The 15255-nt window shown below is 64.8% G+C and carries 18 protein-coding genes; 12 read left to right on the plus strand and 6 right to left on the minus strand.

Features of this window, described 5'->3' with window-relative positions:
• Positions 1–6: 6 nt before the first annotated feature.
• Both GJ668_RS00070 and GJ668_RS00075 read right to left on the minus strand, forming a co-directional pair.
• Complete coding sequence (locus GJ668_RS00070; protein ID WP_155448079.1) at positions 7–1323, minus strand: DEAD/DEAH box helicase; 1317 nt, start codon at positions 1321–1323, stop codon at positions 7–9.
• Positions 1324–1524: 201 nt separating this feature from the next.
• The gene (locus GJ668_RS00075; protein WP_155448080.1) at positions 1525–1875 is read right to left on the minus strand and encodes a hydrogenase maturation nickel metallochaperone HypA/HybF; all 351 of its coding nucleotides are present in this window, start codon (positions 1873–1875) and stop codon (positions 1525–1527) included.
• Between the two features lie 89 nt (positions 1876–1964).
• Here GJ668_RS00075 and GJ668_RS00080 point away from each other — a divergent pair, with 89 nt between their 5' ends.
• The 3 genes from GJ668_RS00080 to GJ668_RS00090 all read left to right on the plus strand — a co-directional run bounded on the left by GJ668_RS00080 (position 1965) and on the right by GJ668_RS00090 (position 5076).
• Positions 1965–2552, plus strand: a complete 588-nt coding sequence (locus GJ668_RS00080) for a LemA family protein (protein WP_155448081.1) — start codon at positions 1965–1967, stop codon at positions 2550–2552.
• Positions 2549–4543, plus strand: coding sequence for a M48 family metallopeptidase (locus GJ668_RS00085; RefSeq protein WP_155448082.1), 1995 nt, complete (start codon positions 2549–2551; stop codon positions 4541–4543). Before GJ668_RS00080 ends, GJ668_RS00085 begins: the two co-directional genes overlap by 4 nt.
• A 68-nt stretch (positions 4544–4611) precedes the next feature.
• Positions 4612–5076, plus strand: coding sequence for a c-type cytochrome (locus GJ668_RS00090; protein ID WP_155448083.1), 465 nt, complete (start codon positions 4612–4614; stop codon positions 5074–5076).
• 64 nt (positions 5077–5140) lie between these two features.
• On the opposite strand, the gene GJ668_RS00095 is transcribed toward GJ668_RS00090, so the two are convergent.
• Positions 5141–5839: a cytochrome b/b6 domain-containing protein gene (locus GJ668_RS00095; RefSeq protein WP_155448084.1), complete on the minus strand. Its 699-nt coding sequence runs from the start codon at positions 5837–5839 to the stop codon at positions 5141–5143.
• A 20-nt stretch (positions 5840–5859) separates the two neighbouring features.
• On the opposite strand from GJ668_RS00095, the gene queC reads away from it, so the two are divergent.
• The 6 genes from queC (at position 5860) to GJ668_RS00125 (ending at position 9997) form a co-directional block, all read left to right on the plus strand.
• Positions 5860–6633: a 7-cyano-7-deazaguanine synthase QueC gene (gene queC, locus GJ668_RS00100; RefSeq protein ID WP_155448085.1), complete on the plus strand. Its 774-nt coding sequence runs from the start codon at positions 5860–5862 to the stop codon at positions 6631–6633.
• Complete coding sequence (locus GJ668_RS00105) at positions 6630–7724, plus strand: 6-carboxytetrahydropterin synthase (protein WP_155448086.1); 1095 nt, start codon at positions 6630–6632, stop codon at positions 7722–7724. Before queC ends, GJ668_RS00105 begins: the two co-directional genes overlap by 4 nt.
• Complete coding sequence (queE, locus tag GJ668_RS00110) at positions 7721–8362, plus strand: 7-carboxy-7-deazaguanine synthase (RefSeq protein WP_155448087.1); 642 nt, start codon at positions 7721–7723, stop codon at positions 8360–8362. Before GJ668_RS00105 ends, queE begins: the two co-directional genes overlap by 4 nt.
• A gap of 257 nt (positions 8363–8619) precedes the next feature.
• Positions 8620–8754, plus strand: a complete 135-nt coding sequence (gene pufB, locus GJ668_RS00115) for a light-harvesting antenna LH1, beta subunit (RefSeq protein ID WP_043796339.1) — start codon at positions 8620–8622, stop codon at positions 8752–8754.
• Positions 8755–8785: 31 nt separating this feature from the next.
• On the plus strand, positions 8786–8944 hold the full coding sequence (pufA, locus tag GJ668_RS00120; RefSeq protein WP_155448088.1) for a light-harvesting antenna LH1, alpha subunit: 159 nt from the start codon (positions 8786–8788) through the stop codon (positions 8942–8944).
• Positions 8945–9049: 105 nt separating this feature from the next.
• Positions 9050–9997, plus strand: coding sequence for a Nudix family hydrolase (locus tag GJ668_RS00125; protein ID WP_155448089.1), 948 nt, complete (start codon positions 9050–9052; stop codon positions 9995–9997).
• A 3-nt stretch (positions 9998–10000) separates the two neighbouring features.
• On the opposite strand, the gene GJ668_RS00130 is transcribed toward GJ668_RS00125, so the two are convergent.
• The 3 genes from GJ668_RS00130 to GJ668_RS00140 all read right to left on the minus strand — a co-directional run bounded on the left by GJ668_RS00130 (position 10001) and on the right by GJ668_RS00140 (position 13146).
• Positions 10001–10201, minus strand: a complete 201-nt coding sequence (locus GJ668_RS00130; protein ID WP_155448090.1) for a DNA gyrase inhibitor YacG — start codon at positions 10199–10201, stop codon at positions 10001–10003.
• A gap of 4 nt (positions 10202–10205) precedes the next feature.
• Positions 10206–10973 (minus strand): cell division protein ZapD, encoded by a 768-nt coding sequence (gene zapD, locus GJ668_RS00135; RefSeq protein WP_186342793.1) that lies wholly within the window; start codon positions 10971–10973, stop codon positions 10206–10208.
• A gap of 202 nt (positions 10974–11175) precedes the next feature.
• Entirely contained in the window at positions 11176–13146 is a 1971-nt protein-coding gene (locus GJ668_RS00140) for an LOG family protein (RefSeq protein WP_155448091.1), read from the minus strand.
• 166 nt (positions 13147–13312) lie between these two features.
• On the opposite strand from GJ668_RS00140, the gene GJ668_RS00145 reads away from it, so the two are divergent.
• Genes GJ668_RS00145 through ruvA form a run of 3 tightly spaced genes read left to right on the plus strand, consistent with a single transcriptional unit; the run spans position 13313 to position 15236 of the window.
• Positions 13313–14062 carry a YebC/PmpR family DNA-binding transcriptional regulator gene (locus GJ668_RS00145; protein ID WP_155448092.1) on the plus strand — a complete coding sequence of 250 codons (750 nt, stop codon included), beginning with the start codon at positions 13313–13315 and terminating at the stop codon, positions 14060–14062.
• A gap of 6 nt (positions 14063–14068) precedes the next feature.
• Positions 14069–14605, plus strand: coding sequence for a crossover junction endodeoxyribonuclease RuvC (gene ruvC, locus GJ668_RS00150; RefSeq protein WP_155448093.1), 537 nt, complete (start codon positions 14069–14071; stop codon positions 14603–14605).
• Position 14606: 1 nt separating this feature from the next.
• Positions 14607–15236 (plus strand): Holliday junction branch migration protein RuvA, encoded by a 630-nt coding sequence (gene ruvA / locus GJ668_RS00155; RefSeq protein ID WP_155448094.1) that lies wholly within the window; start codon positions 14607–14609, stop codon positions 15234–15236.
• Positions 15237–15255: the final 19 nt, after the last annotated feature.

Raw genomic sequence — 15255 nt, forward strand, 5'->3', positions numbered from 1 at the left:
TCGCGATCAAACCGTGGCGCGCGGGCGTGATCCGCCGCTGCGTCCACCGGGCTTGCGTGCATGACTGCGCGGATGCTGGGTCTGGCCGCGATTGCCGCCCTGGTCGCGTGCGTCGGAGCGCGGTCGGGCGTGATGCTTGCGCGGCGCTTGTGACTGACGGCGCTGATCGGCCTGGAGCGTCTCGTCGGTCGAGCCGCGTTCCTCGAAGCCGTCGATGCGCTGGACTTCGATGCGGCGCCCGAGCACACGCTCGATGCCAGCCAGGAGTCCACGTTCGTCGGGGCTGATCAGCGACACGGCGGTGCCGTCCGAGCCGGCGCGGCCGGTGCGGCCGATGCGGTGCACATAGTCCTCGGGCACGTTCGGCAGCTCGAAGTTGACTACATGCGGCAGACGGTCGATGTCGAGTCCGCGGGCAGCGATATCGGTGGCGACCAGAGCGCGCAGGGTGCCGCTCTTGAAGTCGGCAAGGGCGCGGGTGCGGGCACCCTGGCTCTTGTTGCCGTGGATGGCGGCGGCGGTGATGCCGTCGCGTCCGAGCTGTTCGGCCAGCCGGTTGGCGCCGTGCTTGGTACGGGTGAAGATCAGCACCTGCTGCCAGTCGCCCTGCAGAATCAGATGTGAGAGCAGCGAGCGCTTGGCGTCGCGGGCCACCGGATGGACCACCTGGGTCACGGTCTCGGCGGCGGTATTGCGCGGTGCGACATCGATGCGCTGCGGGTCGCGCAGCAGGCCGATGGCCAGTTGCTCGATTTCGCGTGAATAGGTGGCCGAGAACAGCAGATTCTGACGTTTGGACGGCAGCAGCTTGAGCACACGGCGGATGTCATGGATGAAGCCCATGTCGAGCATCCGATCGGCTTCGTCGAGGACGAAAAACTCGATGGCGGAGAGATCGACATTGCCCTGACCGATATGGTCGAGCAGTCGGCCCGGCGTGGCGACCAGGATATCGACACCGCGACGCAGGGCTGTGGTCTGCGGGCCCAGGCCGACGCCGCCGAAGATCTGGAGCGCGCGCAGCGGCAGATGCTGGCCATAGGTACTGACGCTTTCGCCGACCTGGGCCGCGAGTTCGCGGGTCGGGGTCAGAACCAGGGCGCGCGGGGTCCGCTGACGTGGATTGGACTGACTCAGCCGATGCAGCATCGGTAGGGTAAAGGCGGCGGTCTTGCCGGTGCCGGTCTGGGCGGCAGCGAGGACATCGCGGCGAGCCAGAATGGCGGGAATCGCTTTGGATTGGATCGGCGTGGGCTGGGTATAGCCCTGCGCGGCGATCGCGCGCAGCAGTTCGGCCGAAAGGCCGAGCGCAGAAAACGACATGAATGCTCCTGGGTCGGCCTACCCAGGAATCGTCTGGGCCGGTCTAGGCGTAGGGTACGTATGAGTCGCGACGGGTGAGCCTTGGGCGGGAGATCAACCGAAAGACGGGCCGCGCCGACCGGATGGCGCGTGATGTTGAGCCGCCACCATACGCGAATTCGCGGCGAATGCAATCACTATTTTCGACGCCGTCGACGCGGCTCAATCAGGGATTGTGAGTTCGAGGTTCGCCAGCAGGAGTTCGTCGCCACTGACCAGCCGGGTCTGGAAGGCCCCACAGGCTCCGCAGAGCAGCCGGTTCGGACGTGCCTCGGTCTCGGCGCCACAGAGGTTACACTGCACCCGGACCTCGGCCGGCTCGATGACGAGTTCGGCGTCCTCGGCGAGGGTGCCGACCGCGACGAGCGGATAGGCCTGCTGGAGCAGCATCGGCTCGACGCCCGCGAGCGGGCCGACCTTGAGCCGGATGCGATCGACACGGCTCGCGCCATGCTCGCGGGCGATGCCCGTCACCTGATCGATGAGCGCCTGACAGAGTGAGAGTTCGTGCATCGTTTACTCGCTATGACCATGATGGCGAGCAGTCTAGACTGATGTCGCCAAGACGCCAACGCTTCGCTGTCACACTCTGGAGAAAACCCATGGTCTGGATCTCGCTCGGAATCGCTCTACTGGTCCTGACGATCCTGGTCGTCACGCTCTACAACCGACTGGTGAGCGGGCGCAATGCCTACAAAAACGCCTTCGCTCAGATCGATGTGCAGCTCACGCGCCGTCACGATCTCATCCCCAATCTGGTCGAGGTCGCTCAGCGTTACATGCAGCACGAGCGCGAGACGCTGGAGGCCGTGATCCGGGCGCGCAGTCAGGCGGTCGATACACTGCGCCAGGCGGCCGCCGATCCCACGGATGCCGCCGCCATGCGCCAGCTCGCCGCCGCCGAACAGGGACTCTCGGGTGTGCTCGGCCGGCTGTTCGCGCTCTCGGAGTCCTATCCGGATCTCAAGGCCAATCAAAACATGGCGCAACTGTCCGAGGAACTGGTCAGCACCGAGAATCGCGTCGCCTTTGCTCGCCAAGCCTTCAACGATGCGGTCATGGCCTATAACAATCAGCGCGAGATGTTTCCGGGCAACCTGATCGCCGGCCTCTTCAGTTTCCAGCCGGCGCAACTCCTGAATATCGAGTCGCCCGAAAAACGCGAGGCCGTCCGGGTCTCCTTCGTATGAACTTCTTCGAGCACCAAGCCCGCGCGCGCCGCCGCACTGGTTGGCTCGTCGGGCTGTTCGCGCTGGCGCTGATCTGTATCGTGGCACTGGTGGATCTGGTGGCGCTGCTCTTCTTCGGTGCCTATCACAACGTCATCGGCCCCGATCGCTATCTGGCTCTGGCCGAGTCGGGCGGGACGATCAATCCCTTTCCGTTCCAGATCGCGCCCAATCGCGACCTGCTCATCTGGACGTCACTGCTGACCGCCGGGGTCATTGGTCTGGCCAGCCAGTGGCGTGTCCTGAGTCTGCGCGGTGGTGGCGCCACCGTGGCACGCGGACTCGGCGGTACCCTGGTCACCGCCGAGTCCACGGACCCGCTGCGCCGACGTCTGCGCAACGTGGTCGAAGAAATGGCGATCGCCTCGGGCGTGCCGGTGCCCGCCATCTATGTGCTGGAGGGCGAGCCGGGCATCAATGCCTTCGCCGCCGGGTATTCGCCCGCCGATGCCGCCGTCGCCGTCACCCAGGGGACGCTGGAGACGCTTGATCGCGCCGAGCTGCAAGGCGTGGTGGCCCATGAATTCGGACACATCCTCAATGGCGACATGCGACTGAACATCCGGCTCATGGGCTGGCTGTTCGGCATCCTGATGTTGACACTGCTCGGGCGCTTTCTGTTAGAGGCCGGGCGTGTTTCGGCGCAACGCAAGAAAGGCGGTGTGCTGTCACTGGGTCTGGCCCTGATGGTGGTTGGCTATGTCGGCGTCTTCTTCGGACGTCTGATCCAGGCCTCGGTGTCGCGTCAGCGCGAGTTCCTGGCCGATGCCTCGGCGGTGCAGTTCACCCGGCAGCCGTCCGGTCTGGCCGGGGCACTGAAAAAGATCGCCGCCGTCGGGCCAGGGTCGCGCTTGCAGACCGATGGCTCAGAGGTGGCGCACATGCTCTTCGCGTCCGGTCTGTCGAGCCGGCTGTTCGCCACGCATCCGCCGCTGGTCGAGCGGATTCGCGCGATCGAACCGCGCTTCGATCCAGCCGAACTGAGCCGGATAGCGGTGCGCATGGAACGCCAGACACCCGCGCCCGAGGCCGTCGATCCAACGCTGACCACGTCGACGGCGCCAGCCGCTCCAGGTCTGTCGTCGCTGTCGCCGGAGCGAATCATGGCACGCCTGGGCCGACCGGATGACAATCAGATGGCGGCTGCCGGTCGGCTGGCGGCAGCGATTCCCGCCACCCTGGAGCGCGCGGCACGCACGCCGGAGTGGTCGATGGCCGTCATCGCCTATCTATTGATGAGCGCCGAACCCGAGATCCGTGAGTCACAGCGTCTGATCCTGACCGAGGTTCTGGGGCCTGAGTCGGAACGCCAGGTCGATCTGCTGCTGCGCGATGTGCCCGAACTGGTGCCTGAGCTACGGATGCCCGTACTGGAGATCGCCTTTCCAGCCCTGCGCCGGCGGCCTGAGCCGGACCGCGCGCGGCTGAAAATCCTGGTCGAGCGCCTGATCCAGGCCGATGGTCGGATGTCCGTGTTCGAATATGCCCTGGCCCGTTCGCTCGACCGCTATCTGCGGGATTTTGCTCATCCGTCCGAGGCGCAGGTCGCGGGTCATGGCACGTTGAGTGCGGCCACGCGCGAGGTGATCGATCTGCTGACAATCTTCGCGCACCAGGGCCGTCCGCAGCGTTCGGTCGCGCTCGCGGCCCTGCGGGCCGGCATCGAACGGCTCGGCGCCAAGCCCGAAGTACTTGCCCGGATCCAGGAGGACTGGTTCGACGCCGACTGGCTTGTGCGCGACTGGCCGGCGCGACTCGATGCCGCCCTCGTCAAGCTCGCCCGACTGCGCTTGGCCGACAAACAGCGTCTGCTCGGCGCCATGACGACCACGGTGCTTGCCGATGGTCGGGTCGCGGTCGCCGAGATGGAACTTTTGCGCGCCATCTGTGCCACACTGCGGACGCCAATGCCGGTTCTCGACTTGAATCGGCCGGGTGTCGCGCCTATTTGATGGCACTCCTGGCTTCATCAGGGAGCCGGGCGCCAAACTTCTCAATCCAAAAATATGGAGATTGTCCGATGAAACACCTGCTAGCCAGCACCGCCGCCGGTCTCATGGCCCTTGGCCTCGCCAGTTCCGCTATCGCCGCTAACCTCTCGCCCGAGGAGCAGATCGAGACCCGTCAGGCCGGCTACGAGTTCATGGGCTGGAACATGGGCAAGATCAAGGCCAACCTGGAAGGCGAGTACAATGCCGCTCAGGTCGAGGCCGCCGCTAACACCATCGCCGCTATCGCCAACTCGGGCATGGGCGCGCTCTATGGTCCAGGCACCGACAAGAACATCGGCGACGTCAAGACCCGCGTAAAGCCCGAGTTCTTCCAGAACATGGAAGACGTCGGCAAGATCGCGCGTGAGTTCGTCGGCGCGGCCGATGCACTCGCCGAGGCCGCTGCCACCGGTGAGGCCGAGGCCGTCAAGACCGCCTTCGCCGATGTCGGCAACGCCTGCAAGGCATGCCACAAGAAGTATCGGGCCGACTGATCCTCAAACCGCGCCTGATTGGTTGAAAAGGCCGCCCGTCGCATCGGGTGGCCTTTTTTGTTCATCACCAATCCGGCACACTGCCTGCCGGCGGTGGTGGAGGCGGGGGCGGCAGCAGTCCGCCATTGGCGATCCAGACCGCGCCTGCCGTGATGGCGAGCGCCAGGATGAAGGCGATCGGCCCGCCGCCCTTGGCCGAGTGCGCCATCGGCTCGCGCGTCATCTTGTAGCCCGTGATCATGGGTCGGATCAGGTTGTCACCACGCACCCAGGTATGAAAGAGTGTCGCCAGCACATGCAGGGCGACGAAGCCGCCGATGATCCAGATGGTCTGACGATGCAGTCCGCTGAGCCAGACGCTCGTCTCGCTGGAGACCAGTGACTTGAGCGGCCCGGAGAAGGCGATGTCGTCGGTGGCGAAGAGTCCGGTCAGACTCTGGAACAGCATCAGCGCCAGCAGCACCAGCACCGAGATCCCGCCCAATGGATTGTGGCCCATGCCATGCCAGCGTCCACGCAGATAGGTGAGCATGGTCCGGGGGCCGTGCACGAACTGGCCGAAGCGGACATAGGTCGAGCCGACGAAGCCCCAGACGAGGCGAAAGACGATCAGTCCGAAGATGCCCTGTCCGATCCAGCCATGCCAGTCGATCCAGCGTCCGCCCGTCAGCCCGGTCACGAAGGCCAGCGCCACCAGTAACACCAGTAACCAATGAAAGAGACGGGTCGGAAGATCCCAGAGTTTGATTCGATGTTCCTGCATCATTCCAATACCAAAGATGGATGGGTGTCCGAAGTGTCGCCCAATCCGGCGGTCGACGCCAAGTTCGCGCGTGCTCCAGGCGGCGAGGTCGGACGATGAAGCCGGCTGTCGTTCTCCTGAGCGGCGGCCTGGATTCGACCACCGCGCTCGCTATCGCCTGCGCCGAGGGCTTCGTCCCTCATGCGCTGTCCTTTCGTTATGGCCAGCGTCACGCAGTCGAGCTGGAGTCCGCGGCGCGTATCGCTGACGCCATGGGCGTGGCCGAGCATGTGATCGCCGAGATCGATCTGCGCCGCTTCGGCGGCTCGGCCCTGACGGCAGATCTCGCGGTGCCCAAGGGGCGCGCTCCACAGGCGATGGAGCACGAGATCCCCGTGACCTATGTCCCGGCGCGCAACACGGTTTTTCTCTCCTTTGCGCTGGCCTGGGCCGAGGTGCTGGAGGCGGCTGACATCTTCATCGGGGTCAATGCGCTCGACTATTCCGGCTATCCGGACTGCCGGCCGGAGTACATCGCGGCCTTTGAGCGTCTGGCCAATCTGGCCACGGTGGCCGGTGTCGAGGGGCGCCAGCACTATCGCATCCATACCCCATTGATCAAGATGACCAAGGCCAGAATCATTCGCGCCGGACTGGCGCTCGGAGTCGACTATGGTCTGACCAGCAGTTGCTATGATCCTGGCCCCGATGGTCGGCCCTGTGGGGGCTGTGACTCCTGCCAGTTGCGCGCCAAGGGCTTCGACGAGGCCGGCGTTGCTGATCCGCTCCTGGCGCGTTTCGAGGAGCGAAGATGAATACACGGCTCTTCCATCTGGCGGCTGTTCCCTTCGAGGCGGCGCGTCGGGTCGACATCCTGCCCGAGACCCATCGCTGCCGGCATCTGCATGGTCATGGCTTTCTCGCGCGCCTGCGCGCCGAGCTGCCATCCGGCTGGGCCAGCTTTCCGGGCGCCGAGAGCGACGACCTCCAGGCCGCACTGGCGCGCGGTGTCGAACCGCTCGACTATCGCGATCTCAACACCCTGCTGCCGGTCCCGACCGACGAGAACCTGGCGCGCTGGGTGCGCGACCGGCTCGACCTGCCGGGCATCGCCTCCATCGGCATCCAGAGCACGCACGATCAGGGCGCCGATCTCGACGGCGCCGATCATATCCATGTCTGGCGCCGCTTTCGCTTTGAGTCGGCCCACCGGTTGCCGAACGTGCCCGAAGGCCATCCCTGTGGACGCATGCATGGTCACGGTTTCGAGGTCATCCTGCACGCTGATCAGGATCTGGACGGCGAGGACATGGGGATCGATTTCGACCGGCTCGCCGCGCTCTGGGCGCCGCTGCATGATGCATTGCATCAGGTCTGTCTCAACGACATCCCAGGCCTGGAGAACCCGACCAGCGAGCTGCTGGCGCGTTGGATCTGGGCACGGCTCAAGCCCGAGCTGCCGGCGCTGTCCTGGGTCACGGTCTACGAGACCGCGACCGCCGGTTGTCATTTCGACGGCACCCATTATCGGATCTGGAAGGAGCAGCGCTTCGAGGCCGCGCTACGTCTGGAGCACGCGCCCGAGGGCGATGCGCGGCGGCGTCTGCATGGACACAGCTATCTGTTGCGCCTGCATTTGACCGCGCCGCTCGATCAGGTGCTCGGCTGGACCGTCGACTATGGCGACGTCAAACGCCTGTTCAAGCCGCTCTATGATCGGCTCGACCATCATCGGCTCGACGCGCTCGAAGGACTCGACGCCGCTGATCCGGGGAGTCTGACCCACTGGATCCGTGCGCACATCCGCGCGGATCTGCCTGAACTCGACCGCATCGATCTGCAACCGACGCCCGGTTGTGGTGCCTCGCTGTGCTGGGGCGAGCTGGGTCCGGCCCTGCCGACATGAGCTACTGGGTCAAGGAGTGCTTTTACAGCCTGCAAGGCGAGGGCGCTCAGACCGGACGCGCGGCGGTGTTCTGCCGCTTTGCCGGCTGCAACCTCTGGTCGGGCCGCGAGCAGGACCGGGCCGGGGCGATCTGCCGCTTCTGCGACACGGACTTTCGCGGCACGGACGGGGAGGGCGGTGGGCGCTATCGCAACGCCGACGAACTGGCCGAGCGTATCCGCGCCCTCTGGCCAGCCGGAGCCGGATCGAGCGGCCAGCCCTATGTCGTCTGCACCGGCGGTGAGCCGCTGCTGCAACTCGACGTGCCCCTGATCGACGCCCTGCATCGTCACGGCTTCGAGGTCGCCGTCGAGACCAACGGCAGCCGCCCGGCACCGCCCGGTCTCGACTGGGTCTGTGTCAGCCCCAAGGCTGGCGCGCCGCTGCAACTGACTGCCGGCGACGAACTCAAGCTGATCTATCCGCAGCCGGACCTGGATCCTGAGCCGTTCGATGCACTGAATTTTCGACATTTCTTTCTGCAACCCATGGACGGACCGCAACGCGAGACCAATACGCGCCTGGCCGTCGACTACTGCAAGGCCCATCCGCGCTGGCGTCTAAGTCTCCAGACACATAAGTGGCTGGGCATCCCCTGAGATTTTTTGTAAATTCCTGTTGACATTGTTTGGTGTCAAGCTAAGATGACACCTGCCGAACAGCGGAACATCTCGAACCAAGCAGCACCGGGTCGAGCGAGGCAGCGCCAGACAGTATTCGCGCCTCCATCCGCGCGTCACGAAGGCAGCAGTATTCGATTTCCTTCGGAGTCATCAACTCAGTGGCTGAACAGAAAAAACCGACTGCCCAAATCAAGGGCGGCGGAAGCGCCAAACCCACAATGGAGACTAAGTCCATGGCAAGTCTTTCCGGTCTTACCGATCAGCAGGCTAAAGAATTCCACGAACAGTTCAAGGTAACCTACACCGCATTCGTCGGTCTGGCCGCCCTGGCTCACCTGTTCGTCATCGCCGCCAATCCTTGGTGGTAAAACGGTCTTAAACCTCTAAGAGGACAATGCAATGAGCAACGTCGCAAAGCCGCGTAACCCCGAAGACGATTGGAAGATCTGGCTGGTTGTGAACCCGGCGACCTGGTTGATGCCCATCTTCTACGCCCTGCTGGTTCTGGCCATCGCCGTCCACGCGGTCGTCTTCTCGGTCGGCCTCGGCTGGCAGTAAGACCTCCCGCGTCTCGATCCCCGATTCGCTCCGGCGGATCCGCTGGTCGAGAGCTGGTCTAAACGGCACTGATAGCCTGGCTATCGGTGCCGTTTGCGTTATACGATGCCTGAAATCATTCATGTCATGGTCGGTGCGCTCTCCGATGCGAGAGGGCGCATTGTGGTCAGCAAACGACCGGATCATGTGCATCAGGGCGGACTCTGGGAGTTTCCAGGCGGCAAGCTGGAGTCAGGCGAATCACCGGCTGCCGGCCTCAAGCGCGAACTCGCCGAGGAACTCGGCATCCAGGTCCGCGCCAGCCGTCCGCTGATTCGTGTCCATCACGACTATGGCGACCGGCACGTTCTGCTCGACGTGCATCGCGTAGACGACTATGCGGGCATTCCACATGGGCGCGAGGGTCAACCGCTCGACTGGCTGACGCCCGGAGACATGGACCCGGCCGCTTTTCCCGCCGCTGACCGCCCCATCATCACCGCGCTGCGTCTGCCGACGCTCATGCTGATCACGGGCGAAGATCCACGCCAGCCCGAGGCTTTTCTGGCGCGTCTAAGAGACGCCCTGGACGCTGGCGTGCGTCTGGTGCAACTGCGCGCCCATGACCTGTCAGCGTCTGATTATGCCTCTCTCGCGCAAGCCGCTTTCGAGCTGTGCGAACGCCAGGGTGCGCAACTATTGCTCAATCGCGACCCCGCCGAGGTTGCGCACATCGCGCGTCATGGTTTGCATCTGGCCAGCCCGACGCTGATGGCGCTCGCTACCCGTCCAGGCCGGTCGAACGACCTCGTCGGCGCTTCCTGCCATGATCCGCGGCAACTGGCGCGGGCCGTCGAACTGGGTTTGGATTACGCGCTGCTCTCGCCGGTCAAGCCCACGGCCACGCATCCCGAGGCCGATCCGCTCGGCTGGCGTGCTTTTTCCGACTGGGTCGATCCGCTGCCGTTGCCAGTTTATGCGCTCGGCGGACTGACAGCGGACGATCTGAACGAGGCCGTCCAACATGGCGCCCAGGGTATTGCCGCGATTCGCGGACTCTGGCCGGCGTCCTGAGCGCTAGTGCTGAATGGGCGCGGCCATGGAGTCGGGCCCGTCCTCAACCGGTGCCTCGTCATCAGCGGCAAGACGATGACGCTCCTCCAGCCAATCACCCAGATCGATCAGCCGGCAGCGCTCGCTACAGAAGGGCCGCCAGCGCGAGTCCGGCGTCCAGGATACGGGTTTGCCGCAGTGCGGGCAGTCGACCGTCTTGACCATGGCCTCAGAAGACACAGCAGGTGAGCCGGAACTGGATGTCCTCGGCATGCGGCGTAGCGCGTCCCTGAAGCTCAGGCTTCATGAAGCGGATGCTGAAGCGGTTCTTGTGGCCGCTGATCTCGGGGAAGATCGCGGCCTCGGTCTCGATCGTCACGCGCAGCATCTGCGCCGGTGCCACGGCGTCGAGCGCTTCCTGATAGAACCCGCCTTCGGCCGTGACCTGACGCGAGGATGAACTGGAGCGTGTCAGCGAGAGCGCGAGCCGGATGGCTTCGATCGCGGGGTTGAGATCCTGGAGCCAGCCATTGAAGCGTGTCTGGCGTTGTTCAGTTGGCTGGATGAGCCAATAGTGAAAGTGCGGCAGGTCGAAGCTACAGGTGCCGCCCGGAATGCTGCTGCGCTGGGCGATGGCCTTGAGGAATTCGTCCTCGCGTGCGCGATGACCGATGGGGCCGTTGAGATGCTGAATGCCTTCAGTGGCGCGGCGCAGGTCAGCCAGCACCTCGTTGAGCGCCTCGGTATCGACACCACGCTGAGTCGAGAGCCGGTTGAGATTGCCGGTGAGGCGATCGAGCTCCTTGAGGATCTCGTTCCTGACATCCGCGCGCGTGGTGACGGCGACAATATCCAAGAGCGCCCAGATGGCGCAGCGCGATGAGCGCGGGTCTTCCTGCTGGACGAAGTGATCGAGTTGACGGAACAGATGTTCCAGTCGCAGGAAGGTACGGACACGTTCGTTGAGCGGATGTTCGAAGGTAATCAATGTTGACACGGCCTTGTCTCGTATCCGGCGGTCATGGCCCGCCAGGCGACCCAGTAACGGTTGAGGCGGTTCCGATCCAGCCCGCGCCGAAGATACGGCGTGCGGCGGGACGGGATATGGATCCAGCGGTATGCCGGGTTAGCATGGAATTGTCCTGATTTCGGCCTCGGATGTCATCCGTCTTGCGCGAAAACGGCCGCTTCCATGTGTATCAGCCAAGCCGCAGCGCCTGCTTATAGAAGCGCGGCACAGCGTCCGGGTCGGTCGTCATCAGGATCTGATCGGTCAGCCAGGCCGGCACGCGGCCCTGACGTTTCATCTCTTCGAGCTGTTGGCGCAGTCCCTCCCAATAGAATTCGCCGCCCGAGCTGTCGAAGAACACCACGGGACCGGTCTCGATCACGCCGAGTTTCATGTCGGTGAGCGTCAGTCCGATCTCTTCCAGGGTGCCGACGCCGCCGACCAGGAACAGATGGAAGCTGGCGATCTCGAACCAGCGCTGGCGCGCCTGACGACTGCGGGCCTGGAAGGTCTGATAGAACTCCGCCGTCTCGTTGGGCGTCTGGTCGACCGTCTCGATGAAGCTGGAGCCGACCATGAGTCCGAGCTGATGCGCCACGTCTGTGACCTGCTGCATGGCGCCCGGCCCGCCGCCGGTCAGGATGCCGATGTCGCTGCCGAAGAGGCCGCGCAGATTGGTGAACAAACGCTCGATCTGGCCGACGGCCGTCTCGGCCAGCGGCTTGGTCGAGCCATAGACGGCAAAGATCAGACAGGAGCGGAAGCGGTCGACCGTGTCGGGCGTGGTGAAATAGCCGCGCAGCCCGCGGAAGACATGACGCACCACATGGCCGCGTGCCTCGTTGCACCAGAACACCCGCAGGCCCAGACCCTCGTAGTCGGCCAGTCGGCCCTGGTCGCGCGAGGACAGAAAGGGGCCGTGCTCGAAGGAGGCGCGGCGGAAGATAATGCGCTCGATGCGTCCCCTGAGCGCCGCCTCACAGATCTGGGTGTGCTCGATCAGATTGGGGAAGTAGCCCAGGAGCAGGGTGGCGCGCGCTCCGTCCGGCAGATCGGCCAGGATCTGGGTGCCGCACTCCAGGCGTGCGGTGAGATCCAGGCCCTCGGCCACCAGTCCGGCCGCCAGATCGGTGCCGCCGCGTGGATCGCGAGGAGTCTGGGGCTGGGTCCAGAGTCGCTCGGGTTCCTCGCCGGTCAGGAGTGTGGCTGGATCACGCACGATGGCCGCTAGGCGGTGCGAGTAGCGATCACCCACCGGGCCGGCTTCCAGCCGATCGAAGATCGCCAGCAGCGACTGACAGCCGGTCGCATCATCGGTCGCGCTCGGTTCGGGACGCGCTCGTCCATGCCAGTAATGCGGCTTGGGATCGATGCGGATGGCCTCGTGCACCGAGGCAGCGACACTCGGATTGATGATGAGCTGCTCGGTGCGGTTGATGAACTCCAGATAGACGTTGGTGCCGCGCGTAGAGACCGGATCGAGCACGGTGGCCTGGAGATGCACGCCGAGCGACTCGTCGAGATTGCGCAGCACGACGTAATGGCGATGCAGGAACATCGAGCAGGCCGTGACCAGTCCGTCCCTGGGCGGCAGTTCGATGTGATCGACCTCGACCCGCGTCTGCAGACGATTGAGCAGATCCTTGCCATCGGCATGGGTGGCGATGGCCGTGACCTCATCGGGCGTGAGCGGCCTCTGGAAGCGATAGATCCGCTGCTGGGGGCGCAGGATGAGATAGCCGTGGCCGTCGAGCGAGAACCCGGCCGGCACCTGGAGCCTGTTGTCGTGGATGAGCTGATGGATCGCGGCCGAATCGAGCCGATTGTCCTCGGGACAGAAGACCAGACGCCCCACGCGCAACCCTGGAACCACGATGCGCTCCAGATGTTCGCCGATCCCATAGGAGGTGATAGCGGCCAGGATGCGCAGCTGGAGGTCGCCGTGGTCGCCATCGAGTTCCAGCTCGCCGAGCGGCAGGATGTTGATGCCCATGCGCGCCAGCCGGCTACGCGCCGCAAACACCAGATCGCGCGTGCGCCCGCCGATCAGCGCACGAAAGCGCGGCGTCAGGGCGAAGCGTGCGCTGACGACGAAGCCCTCGTCATCCTGGGCGATGAGGCGCGTGATCCAGCCGTCGCCGGTTTCAGGGGTCACATACATACAGGCTCTCTCACAACTCGTCGGAGGATCAGATTACCACAGCCGGACGCGCGACCGGCTTGGCCGTCCGACGAGGCGCAATGCTACTATGCGCGGCTAACATTCAGACGCGCCGTGCGGCCCGGCGGGGGCGGGCGGTGCCTTGCCACAGTCAGGAGAATCATTCATGGCCGGTCACAGTAAATGGGCCAATATCAAGCATCGCAAGGCCGCGCAGGATAAGCAGCGCGGGAAGGTCTGGACCAAGCTGATCCGCGAGGTCACGGTCGCCGCGCGCGAGGGCGGCGGTGATCCGAACGCCAATCCGCGTCTGCGTCTGGCGATGGACAAGGCGTTCGGCGCCAACATGCCGCGTGACACCGTCGAGCGTGCCATCAAGCGCGGCGCCGGCGGCATGGAAGGTGAGAACTACGAGGAGATCCGCTACGAGGGCTATGGTCCGGGCGGCGTGGCGATCATGGTCGACTGCATGACTGACAACCGCAACCGCACCGCCTCCGAGGTGCGTCACGCTTTCTCCAAGCGCGGCGGCAATCTCGGCACGGATGGTTCGGTGAGCTATCTGTTCACCAAGCAGGGCATCATCAGCTTTCAGCCCGGCACCAGCGAGGATGCGGTGATGGAGGCGGCCCTGGAAGCTGGCGCCGAGGACGTAGTGGTCAACGACGACGGTTCACTCGATGTCGTCACTACGCCCGAGGACTTCGCCGCCGTCAAGGAGGCTCTGACCCAGGCCGGTTTCGACACCGAGATCGCCGAGATCAGCTACAACGCCGCCACCCAGGCCGAGCTGGATGCCGAGACCGCCGAAAAGCTCCTGAAGCTGGTCGAGATGCTCGAAGACCTCGACGATGTGCAGGACGTCTACCACAACGCTGACATCTCCGATGAGATCATGGCGGCGCTCGATGTTTGAGTGCGCATGACTGACACCCGCACCCCGCGCCATCGCATCCTCGGCATCGACCCCGGCTCGCGCAACACCGGCTTTGGCGTCATTGACAGCGACGGGCACCACAGTGTGCGCGTGGCCAGCGGCTGCATCCGGGTCGGCGAGCAGCCCTGGCCGGACCGGCTGGGGCTGATCTTCGATCAGGTGACGGCCATCGTTGCCGAATATCAGCCGCACGAGATGGCCGTCGAGCAGCTTATCTTCGCCCGCGATCCGACCGCCGCGCTCAAGATCGGCCAGGCGCGCGGCGCGGTGCTTTGCGCCGGACTCAAGGGCGGGGCGGTCGTGCATGAGTACAGTCCCAAGTCGGTCAAGCTGGCGGTGGTCGGCTCGGGCGGAGCGGATAAGTCGCAGGTCCAGCACATGGTGCGGGTGCTGCTGTCGCTCCCCGAGACGCCGGGTGAGGACGAGGCCGACGCGCTGGCCATCGCGCTCTGTCACGCGCATTCCATGGGCATCCCGGCCCGCAAGCGTGCCGCCGCCTCCTGGCGCGATTGGAGACCCTGAGATGATCGGACGACTTCGCGGCCAGATCCTGGCCAAGCATCCCCCCCAACTTCTGCTCGACGTCAACGGTGTTGGCTATGAGCTGGAAGCCCCCATGTCGACCTTCTACGACCTGCCGGCGGTCGGCGAAACAGTGACGCTGGTGACGCATTTCGTGGTGCGCGAGGATGCCCAGATTCTCTACGGCTTCAGCCACGAACGCGACCGCGCGCTCTTTCGTGCGCTGATCAAGGTCACAGGCGTCGGGGCGCGCATGGCGCTGGCCATCCTCTCCGGCATGGACGCGGCGCGCTTTGCGCAGTGCGTCGAGCAGGAGGATACGTCGGCCCTGGTGCGCGTGCCGGGCATCGGCAAGAAGACCGCCGAACGGTTGATCATCGAGATGCGCGACCGGCTCGATGCCGTGACCAATCTCTCCAGCCTGATGCCGGCCACATCGGGTCGGCCCGCACATGACGCCGGCGCGATCAAGGCCGCCGAAGATCAGGCGCTCGCCGATGCCATCAGCGCCCTGGTCGCGCTCGGTTACAAACCGCCGGACGCCAACCGCATGGCGCGCGCCGTCGATGATGGCGCCAAGACTTCAGAGGAGATCATTCGCGCCGCTTTGCGCGCGGTCAATCCGGTCTGAGATACCTGTCATAGTGCGT

It is taken from the genome of Allochromatium palmeri (genome assembly GCF_009720725.1).
In the GTDB taxonomy this organism is placed as follows: domain Bacteria; phylum Pseudomonadota; class Gammaproteobacteria; order Chromatiales; family Chromatiaceae; genus Thermochromatium; species Thermochromatium palmeri.

Excerpts from the sequence above, each read along its gene's own strand:
- ruvC (WP_155448093.1), top strand. The coding sequence starts at position 14,069 with ATGACTGACACCCGCACCCCGCGCCATCGCATCCTCGGCATCGACCCC.
- GJ668_RS00140 (WP_155448091.1), bottom strand. The coding sequence starts at position 13,146 with ATGTATGTGACCCCTGAAACCGGCGACGGCTGGATCACGCGCCTCATC.
- GJ668_RS00070 (WP_155448079.1), bottom strand. The coding sequence starts at position 1,323 with ATGTCGTTTTCTGCGCTCGGCCTTTCGGCCGAACTGCTGCGCGCGATC.
- GJ668_RS00105 (WP_155448086.1), top strand. The coding sequence starts at position 6,630 with ATGAATACACGGCTCTTCCATCTGGCGGCTGTTCCCTTCGAGGCGGCG.
- ruvA (WP_155448094.1), top strand. The coding sequence starts at position 14,607 with ATGATCGGACGACTTCGCGGCCAGATCCTGGCCAAGCATCCCCCCCAA.
- GJ668_RS00090 (WP_155448083.1), top strand. The coding sequence starts at position 4,612 with ATGAAACACCTGCTAGCCAGCACCGCCGCCGGTCTCATGGCCCTTGGC.
- queE (WP_155448087.1), top strand. The coding sequence starts at position 7,721 with ATGAGCTACTGGGTCAAGGAGTGCTTTTACAGCCTGCAAGGCGAGGGC.
- GJ668_RS00095 (WP_155448084.1), bottom strand. The coding sequence starts at position 5,839 with ATGCAGGAACATCGAATCAAACTCTGGGATCTTCCGACCCGTCTCTTT.
- GJ668_RS00085 (WP_155448082.1), top strand. The coding sequence starts at position 2,549 with ATGAACTTCTTCGAGCACCAAGCCCGCGCGCGCCGCCGCACTGGTTGG.
- pufB (WP_043796339.1), top strand. The coding sequence starts at position 8,620 with ATGGCAAGTCTTTCCGGTCTTACCGATCAGCAGGCTAAAGAATTCCAC.
- GJ668_RS00145 (WP_155448092.1), top strand. The coding sequence starts at position 13,313 with ATGGCCGGTCACAGTAAATGGGCCAATATCAAGCATCGCAAGGCCGCG.
- GJ668_RS00080 (WP_155448081.1), top strand. The coding sequence starts at position 1,965 with ATGGTCTGGATCTCGCTCGGAATCGCTCTACTGGTCCTGACGATCCTG.
- GJ668_RS00075 (WP_155448080.1), bottom strand. The coding sequence starts at position 1,875 with ATGCACGAACTCTCACTCTGTCAGGCGCTCATCGATCAGGTGACGGGC.
- GJ668_RS00130 (WP_155448090.1), bottom strand. The coding sequence starts at position 10,201 with ATGGTCAAGACGGTCGACTGCCCGCACTGCGGCAAACCCGTATCCTGG.
- queC (WP_155448085.1), top strand. The coding sequence starts at position 5,860 with ATGGGTGTCCGAAGTGTCGCCCAATCCGGCGGTCGACGCCAAGTTCGC.
- pufA (WP_155448088.1), top strand. The coding sequence starts at position 8,786 with ATGAGCAACGTCGCAAAGCCGCGTAACCCCGAAGACGATTGGAAGATC.
- GJ668_RS00125 (WP_155448089.1), top strand. The coding sequence starts at position 9,050 with ATGCCTGAAATCATTCATGTCATGGTCGGTGCGCTCTCCGATGCGAGA.